The organism is Lactobacillus sp. IBH004 (assembly GCF_026185255.2).
GTDB classification, from domain to species: domain Bacteria; phylum Bacillota; class Bacilli; order Lactobacillales; family Lactobacillaceae; genus Lactobacillus; species Lactobacillus melliventris.
The window spans coordinates 1,438,884-1,455,613 of sequence record NZ_CP110217.2 but is presented as its reverse complement, the minus strand read 5'-3'; the positions used below and the strand labels follow the sequence as shown (position 1 = coordinate 1,455,613).

Annotated in this window: 12 protein-coding genes and 2 tRNA genes; 12 read left to right on the top strand and 2 right to left on the bottom strand. The window is 36.9% G+C overall.

Going from position 1 to position 16,730, the window contains the following annotated elements; all coding sequences use genetic code 11:
* Positions 1-51: 51 nt before the first annotated feature.
* The 5 genes from ftsH to lysS all read left to right on the top strand — a co-directional run bounded on the left by ftsH (position 52) and on the right by lysS (position 6,733).
* Complete coding sequence (gene ftsH, locus LDX54_RS07380; protein ID WP_265667585.1) at positions 52-2,304, top strand: ATP-dependent zinc metalloprotease FtsH; 2,253 nt, start codon at positions 52-54, stop codon at positions 2,302-2,304.
* Between the two features lie 47 nt (positions 2,305-2,351).
* The gene (hslO, locus tag LDX54_RS07375) at positions 2,352-3,227 is read left to right on the top strand and encodes an Hsp33 family molecular chaperone HslO (RefSeq protein WP_265667587.1); all 876 of its coding nucleotides are present in this window, start codon (positions 2,352-2,354) and stop codon (positions 3,225-3,227) included.
* A 187-nt stretch (positions 3,228-3,414) separates the two neighbouring features.
* Positions 3,415-4,041 carry a histidine phosphatase family protein gene (locus LDX54_RS07370; protein ID WP_187156668.1) on the top strand — a complete coding sequence of 209 codons (627 nt, stop codon included), beginning with the start codon at positions 3,415-3,417 and terminating at the stop codon, positions 4,039-4,041.
* 113 nt (positions 4,042-4,154) lie between these two features.
* Positions 4,155-5,174, top strand: a complete 1,020-nt coding sequence (gene dusB / locus LDX54_RS07365) for a tRNA dihydrouridine synthase DusB (RefSeq protein ID WP_110446438.1) — start codon at positions 4,155-4,157, stop codon at positions 5,172-5,174.
* A gap of 17 nt (positions 5,175-5,191) precedes the next feature.
* Positions 5,192-6,733 carry a lysine--tRNA ligase gene (lysS, locus tag LDX54_RS07360; RefSeq protein WP_265667588.1) on the top strand — a complete coding sequence of 514 codons (1,542 nt, stop codon included), beginning with the start codon at positions 5,192-5,194 and terminating at the stop codon, positions 6,731-6,733.
* 16 nt (positions 6,734-6,749) lie between these two features.
* Here the strand turns inward: lysS and LDX54_RS07355 are convergent, their stop codons facing one another.
* The gene (locus tag LDX54_RS07355; RefSeq protein WP_265667589.1) at positions 6,750-8,441 is read right to left on the bottom strand and encodes an IS1182 family transposase; all 1,692 of its coding nucleotides are present in this window, start codon (positions 8,439-8,441) and stop codon (positions 6,750-6,752) included.
* A 177-nt stretch (positions 8,442-8,618) separates the two neighbouring features.
* On the opposite strand from LDX54_RS07355, the gene LDX54_RS07350 reads away from it, so the two are divergent.
* From LDX54_RS07350 to LDX54_RS07335, 4 genes are all read left to right on the top strand, one after another.
* Positions 8,619-9,062, top strand: coding sequence for a hypothetical protein (locus tag LDX54_RS07350; RefSeq protein WP_265667590.1), 444 nt, complete (start codon positions 8,619-8,621; stop codon positions 9,060-9,062).
* A 19-nt stretch (positions 9,063-9,081) separates the two neighbouring features.
* Complete coding sequence (locus tag LDX54_RS07345) at positions 9,082-9,525, top strand: hypothetical protein (RefSeq protein WP_265667591.1); 444 nt, start codon at positions 9,082-9,084, stop codon at positions 9,523-9,525.
* Between the two features lie 37 nt (positions 9,526-9,562).
* Positions 9,563-11,176: an ABC transporter ATP-binding protein gene (locus LDX54_RS07340; protein ID WP_109586373.1), complete on the top strand. Its 1,614-nt coding sequence runs from the start codon at positions 9,563-9,565 to the stop codon at positions 11,174-11,176.
* Positions 11,177-11,311: 135 nt separating this feature from the next.
* A complete protein-coding gene (locus LDX54_RS07335; protein WP_265667192.1) occupies positions 11,312-12,586 on the top strand; it encodes an ISL3 family transposase in 1,275 nt (424 codons plus the stop codon).
* 111 nt (positions 12,587-12,697) lie between these two features.
* Here LDX54_RS07335 and LDX54_RS07330 read toward each other — a convergent pair whose 3' ends face one another.
* Positions 12,698-13,516: a DUF2785 domain-containing protein gene (locus tag LDX54_RS07330; protein ID WP_265667592.1), complete on the bottom strand. Its 819-nt coding sequence runs from the start codon at positions 13,514-13,516 to the stop codon at positions 12,698-12,700.
* 195 nt (positions 13,517-13,711) lie between these two features.
* On the opposite strand from LDX54_RS07330, the gene LDX54_RS07325 reads away from it, so the two are divergent.
* From LDX54_RS07325 to LDX54_RS07315, 3 genes are all read left to right on the top strand, one after another.
* Positions 13,712-13,783, top strand: a tRNA-Gly gene (locus LDX54_RS07325).
* A gap of 43 nt (positions 13,784-13,826) precedes the next feature.
* A tRNA-Pro gene (locus LDX54_RS07320) sits at positions 13,827-13,900 on the top strand.
* Between the two features lie 289 nt (positions 13,901-14,189).
* The gene (locus LDX54_RS07315; RefSeq protein ID WP_265667593.1) at positions 14,190-16,685 is read left to right on the top strand and encodes an ATP-dependent Clp protease ATP-binding subunit; all 2,496 of its coding nucleotides are present in this window, start codon (positions 14,190-14,192) and stop codon (positions 16,683-16,685) included.
* The last annotated feature ends 45 nt before the right edge of the window (positions 16,686-16,730 follow it).

Sequence of the window (16,730 nt, the reverse complement as noted above, 5' to 3'; positions counted from 1 at the left end):
TTGTGATAAACTTTTATTCGTATATCTCTAGAAACTTTGCGGAGGTTTTATATGAAAAATAACCGGAATCGGCTGTTTTCAAACGGTTTATTCTATATAGTTGTTTTCCTGCTTTTAATAGGAGGAATCAACTGGGCAATTGGCGGATCAAATAATTCTGGTAGCAGTGAGAATATTAGTTACTCTGAATTTGTAAGTGATTTGCGTAAGGGAAAAGTTAAAAACTTTAATGTTCAACCTGCAAATGGTGTTTATACTGTTTCAGGTAGCTATAAAGAAACACAAGAAAGTAAAAACCAGTCAGATAGTAATTTTGACTTTTTTAATGGCAATTCAGGATCAAAAGTAACACGTTTTTCCACTACGATGCTACAAAATGATTCCAGCGTATCCAACGTGCAAGAACTAGCTCAAAAGAGCGGTACTAAGATGACGACTCAGGGTGAGTCACAATCTGGAAACTGGATCTCGACTATTGTCATGCTTGTGCCGACCATTCTTTTCATAGTTATGCTTTGGATGATGGTCAGTCAAAGTGGCGGAGGCCGAGGCGGCAACGGCGGAATTATGAATTTTGGTCGTTCTCATGTTAAGCCTGAGGATCCCAAGAAGAATAAAGTGCGCTTTTCTGATGTTGCCGGCGAAGAGGAAGAAAAGCAGGAACTGGTAGAAGTGGTTGAATTCTTAAAGAATCCGGCTAAATTTACCAAGTTAGGCGCTAAGATACCTTCAGGTGTTTTACTTGAGGGTCCTCCGGGTACTGGTAAGACATTGCTGGCTCGTGCCGTAGCGGGAGAAGCAAATGTTCCTTTCTTCTCAATTTCAGGTTCAGACTTTGTTGAAATGTTTGTCGGTGTTGGTGCTAGTCGTGTACGTGACTTATTTACTAATGCCAAGAAAAACGCACCAAGTATTATTTTCATAGATGAAATTGATGCTATTGGACGCAGACGTGGTGGTAACGCTGGCGGCGGTAACGATGAACGTGAACAGACTTTGAACCAGTTGTTAGTTGAGATGGACGGTTTTGAGGGTAACGAAGGCGTTATTGTTATTGCAGCTACTAACCGTTCGGACGTACTGGATCCAGCTCTTTTGCGCCCAGGTCGTTTCGACAGAAAAGTTTTAGTTGGTACACCTGATGTTAGAGGCCGTGAAGCAATTTTACGTGTTCACGCTAAGAATATGCCTTTGGCTGATGATGTTGATTTAAAGGAAATTGCTCGTCAAACACCAGGTTTTGTTGGTGCAGACCTAGCTAACTTACTTAATGAAGCTGCACTGCTTGCAGCCAGACGAAACGGTAATAATATTACTGCTGCAGATTTGGATGAAGCTGAAGACCGTGTCATTGCGGGTCCTGCTAAGAGAAACAGCTTGATTTCTCAAAAAGAAAGACGCAGAGTTGCCTTTCACGAGGCTGGTCACTCCATTTGTGGTTTAGTGCTTAGTGATTCAAGAACGGTGCGTAAAGTTACTATTGTGCCTCACGGCAGAACAGGTGGCTATAACTTGATGTTGCCTAAAGATGATCAGTTCCTGCTAACTAAGAAACAGTTAATGGAACAAATCGTTGGTCTGATGGGTGGACGTGCTGGTGAAGAGGTTGTAGTTGGAGACCAGTCAACTGGTGCTTCTAATGACTTCGAACAAGCCACACAGATTGCCCACAGCATGGTGGTTAATTACGGAATGACTGACTCATTAGGAATGGTTGAACTTGAAAAAGAGGGCGAAACTAATCCTTATGGTTTTAAACCATATAGTGAAGCAACTTCAGCTAAAATAGATGAAGCTGTCAAGAAGCTACTTGATGAAGCTCACGCTAAAGCAGTTGAAATTGTTAAAAATAACCGTGAAAAGCATCGCATTATAGCTGAAGCTTTACTTAAGTATGAAACTTTGGATGAAAAGCAAATTATGTCTCTTTACACAACGGGCAAGATGCCTGAAAAGACAGAGCAGGAATATCCAAGCGAATCCAAAGCATCAACTTATGAAGAAGCTAAGGCAGCTGCTGAAAAGAAAGAAAATCAATCGCAGAAGAAAAATCTTATAAATTCAGAAAAGGCGCAGGAAGAAAGAGATGCCTCTCTAGAGTCACCCGCCCAAAAGAATGAGGAAGCAGAAGAAAGTAATCCTGAAAATCCAGAAAAAACTGAATTTCCCAAAGAATCTGAGCTAGATAAAGAAGAAAAAACATCTGAAATTAATTCTTCTGAATCGGAAAAAGATTCTGAGAATCAGCAAGATTTAAAGGATACTGACATTTCACGTAATGAAGACGATCATCCTCAAGAATAATAATTAATAGGGCCTACTGTTAGGCTCTATTTTTTTAGGAGAATAAAATGACTGATTATTTAATTAAAGCAATTGATAAGACTAAAAATTTACGTTTGTTAACGATTACTGCCAAGGATTTGGTTCAAGAAGCACAAACTCGTCATGATACTTGGTCAGCTTCTTCGGCAGTTCTCGGGCGTACTTTGCTTGCAGGCGTTTTACTGGCAGGTGCTGAACTCACAGACAAGGAAGAGTTGACTATCAGACTTTTGGGCAATGGTCCAGTAGGTCCAACGATAGTCACAGCCAAATCAGACTTAACTGTTAAGGGTTATGTTAAAAATCCCCATATTGCTTTACCACCAAAGGAAAATGGTCATATTGATGTTAAAAAAGCCGTCGGTGCAGGATGGCTTGAAGTTACCAAAGATTTGGGCTTAAAAGAGCCCTATACGGGTCAAGTACCTATTGTTTCTGGTGAGATTGCGGAAGATATTGCATATTATTTAACCAAATCTGAGCAGATTCCTTCGGCTGTTGGCTTGTCAGTTTTTGTTAATCCCAATAATACTATAGGTGAGGCAAGTGGATTTATGTTGCAGGCACTACCGGGTGCTTCAGACAGTTTAATAACTAAGACCATTGAACGCATCAACGATTTGCCGACACTTTCTACAGCCTTTTTGTCGGGATTGACTCCTGAAAAATTGGCAGCTATGATTCTAGGCGATGACTGTAAGATTTTAGAAAAAGATGAAGTTGCCTTTAAGTGTGATTGTTCTAAGGAAAAGTATGGCAAGATTTTAGCAACAATGAAAAAGAGTCAACTTGAAACCATGATCAATGAGGATCACGGAGCAGAATTGACCTGTAGTTTTTGTGGTAATAAATACCACTATACAGAAGATGAATTAAAAGCAATTTTGACTAAAATTAAATAATAAGTTATTGTTGTACACCGTTTTGCAGAATTGAAATATTATGATGAAGTTGTTAATCTTAAAAAAGACTGACTCAAGTTTCAACCAAATAGCATTATAGTTCATAGGTTTTTTAAGATTAAAGATGCGGTTAGTACCAATTTTGCTATAATGAAAGAGTTGAATAGATAAGTAAAGGAGAAAATAAATGCTAAACGTATATATAGTTCGTCACGGCCAAACGGATACTAATAAAACTTTTGGTATAAATGGCTCGGGAACTAACTTACCACTAAATGAAACTGGTAGACAACAAGCCGAAAATTTACGCGATAGTTTTGACATTAACAAGATTGATTATGTTTATTCCAGTCCTTTAAAAAGAGCGCGTGAAACAGCAGAAATTTTAAACCAGGGTAAACATGAGATTTTGATTGATGACCGTTTAACCGAAATGAATTATGGCAACTGGGATGGTAAAGATGTTCACGAAATAATTGCAAAGTATCCTCAAGTATTTGATGAACTGGGTTATTTCAAAGAAAATTACAGTGATTATTGCACCGGTGAAACCTACCAGCATTTGGCAGACAGACTAATGGATTTCTGGCATGACCTAATTAATAATCATGAAAATGAGTCGGTTTTATTAGTGTTTCATGGCACTGCTTCTCGTTCTCTGGTCCAGAATGTTTTGCAGATACCTAAAATTGCTTTGGTTGGCGAAATTCAAAATGCTGGCGTAATCAATATTTCCGTTGATGAAGCTTCCCAAAAACCGTTTTTGCGTTATTATAATAGAGTTGCACCTGGAAAATTTTTTATCGAAAAGTAATTAAAGATTGATATAGATATCAAGGGTTAACTTTTTATTACGAAAAGTACCATGAATTTTGCTTATAGAATCCTTTTTGTTAAGATATTATGGTGTTTTGAAAGGGTGATTTAGTGGATAATAGTTGGAAAATTCGTGATATTACTATTCCTAATCGTGTTGTAGTGGCTCCAATGGCTGGAGTGTCAAATTCGGCTTTTAGAATGATTTGTAAGGAATTCGGGGCAGGCTTAGTTGTCTGTGAAATGATCTCGGATCATGGCATTATATATCGTAACAAAAAAACTATGTCTATGATGAAGGTGGATCCGCGTGAGCACCCCATGAGTATTCAAATTTTTGGTGGTACTGAAGATACTTTACTTGAAGCAGCACAATATATTGACCAACATACTGCTGCAGACATTATAGATATTAATATGGGTTGTCCGGTTCCTAAAGTAACCAAAACAGATGCGGGCTCCAAATGGCTGCTTGATTCTAATAAAATTTATCAGATGGTTCACAAAGTTGTCCAAAATGTGCAAAAGCCAGTTTCCGTCAAAATGCGTATTGGTTGGGATCGTAAACATATTTTTGCAGTAGAAAACGCCTTGGCAGCGCAGGAAGCTGGTGCCAGCATGATTGCTATGCATGGTAGAACTCGTAAGCAAATGTATATGGGTGAAGCTGACTGGGAAACGTTGCACGATGTAGCACAAGTACTTGATATTCCTTTTGTGGCTAACGGTGATATAACGACGCCGGAATTAGCTAAAAAAGCTTTGGATGAAATTGGGTCAACTGCAGTCATGATAGGTCGCGCAGCCTTGGGTAATCCTTGGATAGTTAAAAATATGGTGCACTATTTAGAAACTGGTGAGAAACTTAAACCGCAAACGGTCCGTGAAAAGGTTGCTACAGCTAAACACCAATTAAAAGGTTTAGTTGAATTAAAAGGGGAAAAAATTGCAGTGCCTGAATTTCGCCAGCAAGCAGCCTACTATTTAAAGGGAGTTCCCCGTTCTGCACGTACTCGTGCTAAAATAAATGAAGTTTGGACGGCACAAGAAGTTTATGATTTGCTTGACAATTTCGTTGATGATTATGAAAAAAGGCAAAAACAAAGGACTGTCAGAAGTGATGTTAATTAATAATGGAGGAAATGTAATTGGCTAAAAATGAAATGAATGACCAATTAATCGTTCGACGCCAAAAATTAGACGAATTAAGAGAAAATGGTATCGAACCTTTTGGAATGAGAAAGTTTGATCGGCAAGACTTAGCGCGGTCTTTGAATGAAAAATATTCTCAAGATGATAAAGATGAGCTAAACAAGGAATTGCCTAAGACTAAAATTGCTGGCAGAATGCTGGCAAAAAGAGGAAAGGGTAAGGTCGGCTTTGCGGATCTCTATGATCGGACAGGCAAAATACAGATTTATGTTCGTAAGGACATTGTCGGTGAAGACAATTATAAGATTTTTAAAAAGTCCGATATTGGCGACTTCTTGGGCATTGACGGCGAAGTTATGAAAACTGATACCGGTGAGTTAACGATTCGCGCGACTCATGTTACCTTTTTATCTAAGGCTTTACGGCCATTGCCAGAAAAATATCATGGTTTAAAAGACGTTGAACAAATATATCGTCAACGTTATCTCGATTTAATTACCAATCGCGAAAGTTATGAACGTTTTGTAAATAGAACAAAAATTATTCAAGCTATTCGTGACTATCTGAACAGCAAGGACTTCTTGGAAGTTGAAACTCCCGTTTTGCATAACATTCCAGGTGGTGCTGAAGCACGGCCATTTATTACGCACCACAATGCTTTAGACATTGACTTGTACATGAGAATAGCTCTGGAATTACCTTTAAAGCGTTTGATTGTTGGTGATATGGAAAGAGTATACGAAATTGGTCGGGTATTCAGAAATGAAGGACTTGACACTCACCATAACCCTGAGTTTACTGAACTTGAGACTTACTGTGCATACTGGGACTTCCATGATGTCATGGATGAAGCAGAAGGCATTATCCGCGCAGCTGCTAAAGTCGTATCAGATGATGGCAAGATTACTTATCAGGGCACAAATATTGATTTGGGTAAGCCTTTCCGTCGCGTTCATATGGTTGACCTAATTAAGGAAAAGACCGGCGTTAATTTCTGGCAAAAGATGAGCGTAGCAGAAGCAACCAAAATTGCTGAAGACCATGACATCAAGGTTGAAAGCTTCTGGAAGGTTGGTCATATCATTAACGCCTTCTTTGAAAAATATTGCGAAGAAACAATTGTTGACCCTACTTTTGTTTATGGTCATCCAGTTGAAATTTCACCATTGGCTAAGAAAAATGCTGATGATCCTCGGTTTACCGATCGTTTTGAAATTTACATCATGGGTGAAGAGTACGGTAACGCCTTTTCAGAACTAAACGACCCAGATGACCAACGTGAGCGTTTTGAAGCACAAATGGCAGAACGTGAAGCTGGAAACGATGAAGCAGATATGATCGATGAAGATTATCTGCGTGCTATGGAATACGGTATGCCGCCAACAGGTGGTTTGGGCATCGGAATCGATAGATTGGTGATGCTTTTGACAGATGCACCTGCAATTAGGGATGTTTTACTATTCCCAACAATGCGCCCAGAGAAGGTCGAAGACATTGATCGGGAAGTTAAGGAAGACTTGAAGAAAAAGAGCAAATAATAATTAAGAAAACATTTTAAAAATGAGTGTCCGGGAAAAAACTAACTCCCAGATAACAAAAGACGATCAATTTAACTCTTAATTTGATCGTCTTTTTCTGTCTTTTTTTATTCTTGAATAAAAAAGAATAGTCCTTAGGCCAGCTTCTGTGCCAATATTTGCTTAAATTCATCATCATGAAGGCTATTCCAACATCGGTTTCTACCTTCTTTTTCCCTCTTAAATGGGTTCGGTGCATGCCAAAGACGTTCTTCAAATGCCCGAAAACGGGCTCGACATCATACTTTCTCATGCTATAGTTGTGTCTGCCTTCGGGACTTTGGAGAACTGCTTTGGCTTTTTCTTTTAAGTACTGCCAGTTAGGATTATAGCGTACTTGGCGTTGATATCCGCTTTTGGTTTTTGCCAATTGCTCTAGTTCCGGCGTTAGTTGTACTTCATCTGCTTCATAGACCTTAAAATCACGTACTTGACCAGTCGAGCGCTCCTGGCGCTGGCTATAATATTTGAAGTTGAATTTAACGCCATTTTGATCAAGGTAGTAATCGTCTTTTTCATTGTAGAACCAGTTAATCAGCTTAGTCGGATCATTCTTATATTTCCGAGTTTGTTCCTTTTCGTACATAGTATAGGGAATGTAGTACTTTTTATTTGAATACTTGTCTTCTAGCAGTGAGTAGTTATATTCACTGCCATAACCAGCATCGGCGACAATCTTGTCAAACTTATCCAGTGTCGTCATTTGTTTTAAAAATGGTTCTAGGGTCTTAAAGTCAGTTGGATTAGGATACAAAGCAAAGTCAACTACATATTGATTCGTAGTCGCTGCTTGAATATTGTAGCCTGGCTTGAGCTGCCCATTCTTCATATGATCTTCTTTCATATGCATGAAAGTCGCGTCATGGTCTGTCTTAGAATAACTATTGCGCCCGGCAAAGATTTTTTCTGCTTCTTCATATTTCTTCATTCTAGGAACATAATCTTTTTTTAGCTGATGAAGCAGCTTCTTAAGACCACGTCTTCTGGCTTTTTTAGGAGAACCACCAGGAATGACTTTAGGCTCTTGCGCAATTTCCTCAGTCAGTTTTTCAATCTCAGCTTCGGTTTCACGCGCTAGTTCGGTCAAACCTTGGCTGGTCTGCACTTGCTCTTGCGCCATTGCTTTAACGACTTCTTTGGTAATCAGTTCGTCATAAAGCTCAACCGCTTGACCTTTTAACTTTTCATGAAACTTCTCGACTGCCTTGCGCCAAACAAAAGTATAGCGATTAGCATCAGCTGCAATTTTTGTGCCATCAATGAAGAGCGCCCCTTCATTGATCAGGCCTTCTGCCTCTAAAAGATTAGTAAAGTAAAGGAAGCTTTTCTTAACCAATTCGTTAGCGTGGTCGCTTGATCTAAAGTTATTGATCGTATGATATGAAATCTGCTGGTGCTCAGCTAATACCATCAGCGGCAGATTTTCTGCTAGCAGCAGCTCAATCTTTCTGCCTGAAAACACTCTGCGAGAATAAGCAAAGAGCAAAATCTTCAGCATCATAGCCGGGTGATAAGCAGGCCGCCCAGTTTTGGCAGTATCACCCAGCAAAACTTCTTCTGGGATCGAGTCAACGAACCAACCAATCACGGTCGCCAAGTGATTATTAGGAATAGTAAAGTCTAAATTAAGTGTTAAAGCAGTTTGGCCTGTGATATAATCTTTGTACATGTTAGTTTCCACCTTTTTGTATTTATTTTGTGGTGATTTAATCATATCAAGGCAGAAACTAAAAGTATAGCAAAAGAGCCATAATAATGATAACTTGTTATTGATAAACTCTTTTAATGAGTTTGATATGAACTTGTATCAAATAAGAAAGACTATGATAAGAAAAGAGTCAACAGAATGATTTATGATTTTTCTATGTATTTGAGTGATCTAGATGATCAACGTCTTTTCCAAGTATTAAAAAAAAGTAATCAACTTGATTTGATTTGGAAAGAAATTTCTTTAATTAGACAAATTGAAATAAACGAAAAAAAAGAAAATATTCAAGACCTTGTGACAATTGCAAGTAAAGCCATGAAGTTTACTAATTTAAAAAACCAAGAGTCACTGAGCAAAAAATGGGCTAACTATATTTTGTTTCAAGAAACTGATGCTATATTTGTTTATTTATTTTCTCAGACAAAGTGTTTTCTAAAAAATAATTTAATTATTATAAATGAAGAAAAATTAAATGATATTAAGAGAGGAAATACGATAATTTTTAGTCCACATTTGGGGAGATTTTTATTCTATACCAATAATATTGGCGAGTTTAAAAATTCAAAATGTTCCATTAGCTAATGGTGATGAAGGGGAGCATATGCGGTCCATTTTAGATGTAATGTTATCGAGCTTAAAAAAGTACATAACAGAAGTTTTAGACACATCTAACCCAGTTAATGCTCTTTTTAAGTTGGATAATTTATTAAAAAATTCAAAAAATATACTTGAATTTCCAGAATATACATTAGGTCCTAAACCCAAGTATCGTACTAAGTATTTAGATAATTTCTTTCCCGTAGCGTACGGATTAGCAGCCTTAGCTAAACGAAATAATTCAAATATACAACCAGTTACTTTTACAAGAATAGATGATTTTCCTCATTATGAATTAAGATTTTATTCCAAGATAAATATAAAAGATATGACAGTAGGACAGATTAATAATAATATTCACAGACTGATAAACAGTATAATAGTTAAGACTCCTGAAAAGTGGTGGTATTGGTATTTGTTTTCCAAAAATAGAATATCAATCAATTAAGTATTATATATTAATTTAATATACAACGGTGATAAAAATGAAAATAAAAAACATAATTAGATGGTTACCTAATTGGCTCGTATTTTCAATAATAATAACAACAATTATTTCATCATTTGATGGAGTAGTTTTGGCACAGGTACTTTCTTCTATAGCAAATTTTAATCATAACTCAACATTTTTAGAAGTAATGTTTTATGCTGTCAAAAGCTTTTCAGCAATGGCTATTGTGTATTTTTCAATGACTTTAAGAAAAATGTTAATAAATTTAGCAATAAAAAAGCTTAATGTAAAGCTCAAAAGTAATTTTATTTATGGGCAAATTAATACTTCAACTTTTAGTAGTGATACTGCGGATAATGTCTCAAAAATATTTAATGATTTTAAATTGGTTGAAACAGATTACTTTAGTCTGATGTTTGAAGTATTTGCGTCTTTGTTAATGGCATTAATCTCTGGAATTTATATTTTAAGTTTAAGCATACCTATTGGAATTTTGTTTATTTTATTTTCTTTATTACCTATGATAACTCCAAAGATTTTTGGTAAAAAATTAACTGCCACTTCTTCAAAGTGGCAGGAAGATAGTAGTAGATTTTTAAGTAAGGTAACTGATTTATTTAATGGAGCCAATACTATCAAAACTTATTTAGCTGAAAAGTATATGTACAATGATACAGATAAGTATTTAAATGAATCCGAAAATTCTTATTTACTTATGAATAACTGGCAAGCTGTTACTTTTTTTGTCGCTTCAATTCTTTCAGTTGTTAGTTATATTTTACCTATTGGTATTGGCTTGCTTTTAGTTATTCAAAGAAAGATATCTTCTGCAGCTTTGATTGGTATTTTTATGGCTAGTGACAGAGTCGTAGGTCCATTAGGAACAGTTTCAGAGTATCTTAGTAAGATAAAAACTACTCAAGAAATTCGAAAATCTTATAGTGAACATATGATTGAATTTAAAGCTCCTAAAAAAATATCGAAAGATATTAAGCCAAAAATTTGTTTTGAAAATGTTTATTTTACGTACTCAAATGGTAAACAGATTATCAATAATTTGAATTTAAATATTACTTTTGGAGAAAAAATTTTGATTACAGGAGCTTCTGGTGTTGGTAAATCGACAATACTTAATTTGATTCAGGGTTCTATTAAACCAAGTAGCGGAAAAATTTATTTGAGGGAAAAGAATAGTAAAATAAACAATATTCTCGAATCTGGTAGGATTGCTTATATAAGACAAAATCCCAACTTATTTAATGATACTTTGCGTTTTAATCTAACTTTAGGCGAGGATTTCTCAACTAAAGATTGTTTATTTGTTCTTGAAAAAGTAGGATTGATTAATGAACTAGGTAACGATGCTTTAAATAGATATTATGGTGAAAGTGGGAAAAACTTATCTGGTGGACAACGGCAGCGAATCGAAATTGCTAGAGCTCTTCTTTTTAATAAAAAAATTATTTTAATTGATGAAGCAACTTCTAGTTTAGATCCAAAAATGTCGGACAAAATAAATAAAATTATTCAAAATTTAGATTGTACAGTGATTGAGGTTGCTCATTATTATGACGATATTGAATTTAAACATGCACATTTTACACACTATGTACTTGAAAATAAAACTTTAAGATTAAAGGCTCTATAATTTATCCTGTTGATGACTTATCCATGTGGTAAGCTGTTAATAGGTTTTTTATTGCATAAAAAAGGAGGACATCTTCCTCTTGCTTCTTGTAATAAAATATTAACTTCACCCAATATTTTATAGAAGGTTTGAATTATGTCCTCTTTTAATAATTATATTAAATTTGCTCTTGATATTAAAGATCAAAACATTGTTTTTGAAGATTATTTCTTCCGTTTGGCTAACGGCTATAAGCAGAAGGTTTACCAAGCTGTCTTATTGCAGCCCAGTTGTCCCTTTTGTGGCTCACAGGAGCTGCGGCACAATGGCCGTTTGAAAACCGAAATCCGCTATCCTGCTGCCAATGCCAGTCAGCCAGTCATTATTAGACTTTTTAAGCAGAGAGTCTGGTGTCGCACCTGCAATAAACGCTCAATGGCTCAATCTGACCTGGTAGGCAAATACTGCTGTATTTCCCAGCATTCTAAGCTCAAAATTCTCAGTGCTTTAACAGAAGACCGCTCAATGACCAGCATTGCCCGGGAAAACAATGTTTCTGTCAATACGGTGCAAAGAGTGCTGGGCTCTTGCTCGCATCAGTTTAGTAGCAGCTATGATTATTTGCCGGAGCATCTGGCCTTCGACGAGTTTAAAGGCGTTGACCGCACCTTGCATTTTATTTGTCTTGATGCCGACAAACACGAGGTGGTTCAGATTCTCCGAACACGCTATAAAAAAGCAATTATTGCCTACTTCAAAAAGTTTGCGCCAGCGGCTTTGCAAGGCGTCAAAACAGTTTCTCTGGACCTGAATTTTTACTATCAGGACATTGTGCGAGCATGCTTCCCCAACGCTGAGCTTGTGCTTGATCGCTTTCACATGGTACAAATGCTTACGCGTTCCTTCAACTCCCTGCGCGTGCAGGTCATGAAGAAATTCAAAAAGACCAGCAGAGAATACAAACTGCTTAAATCACCGTGGAAACTGTATCTCAAGAAGTACCAGGCACTCGACCAAATTCATCCGCATTACAATTGGCACTACAAAGACAATCTGACGCAAGAGCAGATAGTCAACGAAGGCATCGCCTGCAGCACGGAGCTTACTAATGCCTACAACCTGCTGCAGGCATTTTATGATGCTTTGGCTGCCAAAGATCCGCTGGCAATTAAAGAAGTGATTCATGCTAAAGAAGAAGTTGGCTGGCAAATGCATCAAACCCTGTTAACTTTTAAGCATAACCTGAAAGCAGTAATTAACGGGATAACATTGAATTATTCCAACGGCTGCTTAGAGGGCTTCAATCGCAAGATTAAACAAATTGAGCGCACAGCTTTTGGCTACGCCAACTTCCACAATCTGCTAACCAGGATTAGATTAGCAGAAAACAAGGTAAAAGAAAAAGAACCAAGCAGTTTTTTAGCTGCTTGATTCTATTCATTTAAGCTCTATCAACAGGATTTGACAAAGAGCCAGGAAATCATCGTTCTTTTTTCGTGGTCTGGGAACTAGTTTTTTCCCAGACACTCATTTTTATTTTGTTTACAGTTGGTATCCCATTTGTTCGTTATATTCAGAAATCTTTTTAAGTAGATTATCTTTAACAGACTGGTTTGAAAAATAAAAATACCAGTTTTGAAGTAATTTGAGCCAGGAACTTAATCGATACCAGCTGATGCGATCATTTTCTGCGAGCTGCTGATAAATTTTTTCGTTATAGCAGTTAATAAACGAATTAAACTCAGCAGTCGGTATTTTACCGAAATGAATGCCTTCAAAAAAGGCAAAAGCTAACCGTTGCTCCTCATCATCAATAAACGGTCCTTGCATATTTTGAAAGACCGTTTCAATTATGGCCAAAATATCAGCAGTATTATTTGTTGTAAAATCTGGATGACTTAAAGTAGAGCCTAAAAAGTCGCTACCATGAGCAACGCTGTGAGCCCAACCTTTATCTTTAACATAACCGCGGAAATCTTTTTCTTCCTTCAAATAGGAAATACTCCAGTTAAAAAGAGTTTTTCGTTCGGTCGCATTTAAAATTGAATGCTTTTTATCGTCATCTAAAATTAGGGAACCCAGTAATGCACTGAATGTTCTGAGAAAAATTAAATCGTTTTCTGGCTGATCGATGCCCTTAAACAGATTTTTTGAATTGATAAAATTGGTAAAAATTTTTGCTTTCTGCTTTGAAGTAAATGAATTTTCAAAAAAGCCACGAGCAAAAAGCGTATAAACAACATCATCACGAAGATGTGGGTCAAGGTTTCCGATATTTTGCAACATATAGTCGATTTGACTATCATCAAAAGTGATTTTACCAGAATCTAAATTAACAAGTTTTTCCAGTTCTTTTTGCAATTCTGTAACCCTCCTTTTTATCTGACAGTGATATGATTTCATATTTGTGTATAACAGAATACTACCTTTTATTAGCAATTATGTTTTAGAAACTCTCAAAAGGCAAGCTTTCCCGTTAAAATACTTATTTTACGGATTTATTTTACTAAAAAAGGTTGCAAAATGAGATTGGTTTGCTATAATAATATTTGTCTTGCGGAAGTAGTTCAGTGGTAGAACATCACCTTGCCATGGTGGGGGTCGCGGGTTCGAATCCCGTCTTCCGCTCTAGAAAAAAGACTCACCAAAAGCGGTGAGTTTTTTTAATAAACGGGAAATAGCTCAGCTTGGTAGAGCGCTACGTTCGGGACGTAGAGGTCGCAGGTTCGAATCCTGTTTTCCCGATAATATATAGATTTATTCTCATGCTGGTAATTTATTTTTGCTAGTATGAGAATTTTTAGTTTTTTGGAAGTTATAACAGCCCACTAAGATTCTTGTACAAGTATTCTGTTGAAAAATTATTTCTAATTTAAATAATAAAGAAGGATTGGGTCGCACGAAGTGCTTGTCTTTGATATAATGATTGCAAAGTTTTTGACATGACACTTATATTTAGCCTCAAACAGAATATTTTACAAATTCTCAAAAAGGTTTATAGTGTATACACGTCATTTTTAAAGGTGGTGCAATGATGAAAAAATCTTATACAACCAGTGCAAATCAAGTATTAGAAATTGCACGTGAACAAGCACAGAATTTTCATCATCGTTTAATTGGTACTGAACACGTACTACTTGCGATGGTAATTGAATCTGATGGTGAAGCCGGCAAAAATTTGCGGGCTTGGGGTGCAACACCGAAAGCGATTCGTGAAGAAATTGAACGTTATACAGGTTATGGCTCAGCTGGCAAAACCAGTTACATGCAGATGTCACCACGCCTCAGCATGGTTTTGGCATATGCTGGCACTTTAGCTGAACGAGAAGGTTCTGCTAAAATTAAAACCTGCCATATTTTATTAGGAATGGTCCTCAATGAGCAGATATTGGCTTCTGTGATTTTGCGTAATTTAAACATTGATCTTGATGGTTTGCGTAATGACATCCTGCACAGTTTAGGTGAAGATGAACAAGATATGGATGAAAATGATCAAGAGTATAGCAGTTGGTCAGGTTTTAATGGCTCTGAAGAAAGCACCAGTAGAAATTCCAGCACACCAACTCTTGATCAGGTTTCAGTCAACCTCAACGAGAGGGCTGAAAATGGTGAAATCGATCCAGTCATTGGGCGTGATCGTGAAGTAGCACGAGTGATTGAAATTTTATCTCGGCGTAATAAAAATAATCCTGTGTTGATTGGTGAACCAGGTGTAGGCAAGACGGCAGTGGCAGAAGCCATTGCAAGCGCCATTGTTGCTAAAAAAGTACCGCACGATTTATTAAAGAAGCAAGTGGTCTCACTGGATTTAGGTGGACTTGTTGCTGGTACAAAATATCGTGGTGAATTTGAAGACCGGATGAAAAAAATCATCAAGGAAATTACTGAGAATGGCAATATTATTCTCTTTGTTGATGAAATGCACACTCTCATTGGAGCTGGAGGCGCTGAAGGCTCAATTGATGCTGCAAATATTTTAAAGCCATCTTTAGCTCGAGGCGATATCCAAATGATTGGAGCAACAACTTTTGATGAGTATCAAAAGTATGTCGAAAAGGACCAGGCTTTAGCTCGTCGGTTCCAAATTGTCAGGTTAAATGAACCTTCTCGTGCTGAAACTTTAGCAATTTTGAATGGCTTAAAACCAAAATACGAAAAATTTCATCATGTAAAAATATCTCATTCTGCTTTAGAAAATGCAATTGATCTTTCTAGCCGCTATATTTCTGAGCGTTATTTACCAGATAAGGCAATTGATTTAATTGATGAGGCAAGTGCTGCGGTTAAGATTAAGTCAGGTAAAGGTTCTAACAATCAGTTATTGCAACTTAATGATCAAATCGAGAAAGTCATTGGCGAAAAGAATCATGCTGCAGTTAACCAGAATTTTGCTAAAGCTGCACAACTCCAGGAAAGACAAAATAGTTTGCAAAGAAGACAAGATGAATTAACAACAAAGCTTGATGAATCAACTAGTAAAGGTGCTATAGTTCAACCTGAAGATGTTGCTAAAGTAGTTTCTAATTGGACCGGTGTTCCCGTTACCCAAATGAATCGGGATGAAACTAAGCACTTAGCCAATTTGGAAAAAGACTTACATAAGCGCATTATTGGTCAGGACAAAGCAGTTTCTGCTGTCAGCAGGGCGGTCAGGCGAAGTCGCAGCGGTATTAAAGATGAAAATCGACCAATTGGTTCATTCCTATTTTTAGGTCCGACAGGGGTCGGTAAAACTGAACTAGCAAAAGCAATCGCTGCAGCAATTTTTGGCTCTGAGAACAACTTGATTAGAATTGACATGTCTGAATATATGGATCAAATAGCTAATAGTAAATTGATTGGTTCTGCTCCGGGCTATGTTGGCTATGATGAGGGCGGCCAGTTGACTGAACAGGTTCGCCGCCATCCATATTCAGTAGTATTATTGGATGAAGTTGAAAAAGCTCATCCTGATGTATTCAACTTGTTGCTACAGGTTTTGGAAGATGGCTTTTTAACCGATTCCAAGGGCCGTAAAGTAGACTTTAAAAATACTATTATTATCATGACTTCCAATTTGGGTTCCCGTTCATTATTTGAGACGCAGGCTCTAGGATTTAATGCTGATAATACTAGTCAAACCAAGCTGCGGCAAGATCGCGTTCGTCAAGCACTTAAAGAGTTCTTCAGACCTGAATTTTTAAACAGGATTGATGAAACTATTATTTTTGACGAACTTGATCAGAAGCAATTACGTCAAATAGTTACGCTTTTAACTCGTAAATTGATTGACCGCTTGCATAAACAAGGAGTTCAACTGAAAATTTCCACAGCTGCTTTGGATAAGATTGCAAAAGATGGTTATAATCCTGAAATGGGAGCAAGACCGCTGCGCCGTGCAATTCAGAAAGATATTGAAGATAAGATTGCTTCAATGCTGATTAAAGGTGACCTTAAGAATGGTGATATTCTTAAAGTTGGGTGCAGTCATAATCACTTAAAATTTGATGTTTTGAAACAAAAAGATAATAATTTAGTCGGCGCAAAGTGAATTAATTGACACACGAATTTTATTTTGTTATAGTAGTGCGTGATT

Excerpts from the sequence above, each read along its gene's own strand:
- ftsH (WP_265667585.1), top strand. The coding sequence starts at position 52 with ATGAAAAATAACCGGAATCGGCTGTTTTCAAACGGTTTATTCTATATA.
- hslO (WP_265667587.1), top strand. The coding sequence starts at position 2,352 with ATGACTGATTATTTAATTAAAGCAATTGATAAGACTAAAAATTTACGT.
- LDX54_RS07370 (WP_187156668.1), top strand. The coding sequence starts at position 3,415 with ATGCTAAACGTATATATAGTTCGTCACGGCCAAACGGATACTAATAAA.
- LDX54_RS07355 (WP_265667589.1), bottom strand. The coding sequence starts at position 8,441 with ATGTACAAAGATTATATCACAGGCCAAACTGCTTTAACACTTAATTTA.
- LDX54_RS07350 (WP_265667590.1), top strand. The coding sequence starts at position 8,619 with ATGATTTATGATTTTTCTATGTATTTGAGTGATCTAGATGATCAACGT.
- LDX54_RS07345 (WP_265667591.1), top strand. The coding sequence starts at position 9,082 with ATGCGGTCCATTTTAGATGTAATGTTATCGAGCTTAAAAAAGTACATA.
- LDX54_RS07340 (WP_109586373.1), top strand. The coding sequence starts at position 9,563 with ATGAAAATAAAAAACATAATTAGATGGTTACCTAATTGGCTCGTATTT.
- LDX54_RS07335 (WP_265667192.1), top strand. The coding sequence starts at position 11,312 with ATGTCCTCTTTTAATAATTATATTAAATTTGCTCTTGATATTAAAGAT.
- LDX54_RS07315 (WP_265667593.1), top strand. The coding sequence starts at position 14,190 with ATGAAAAAATCTTATACAACCAGTGCAAATCAAGTATTAGAAATTGCA.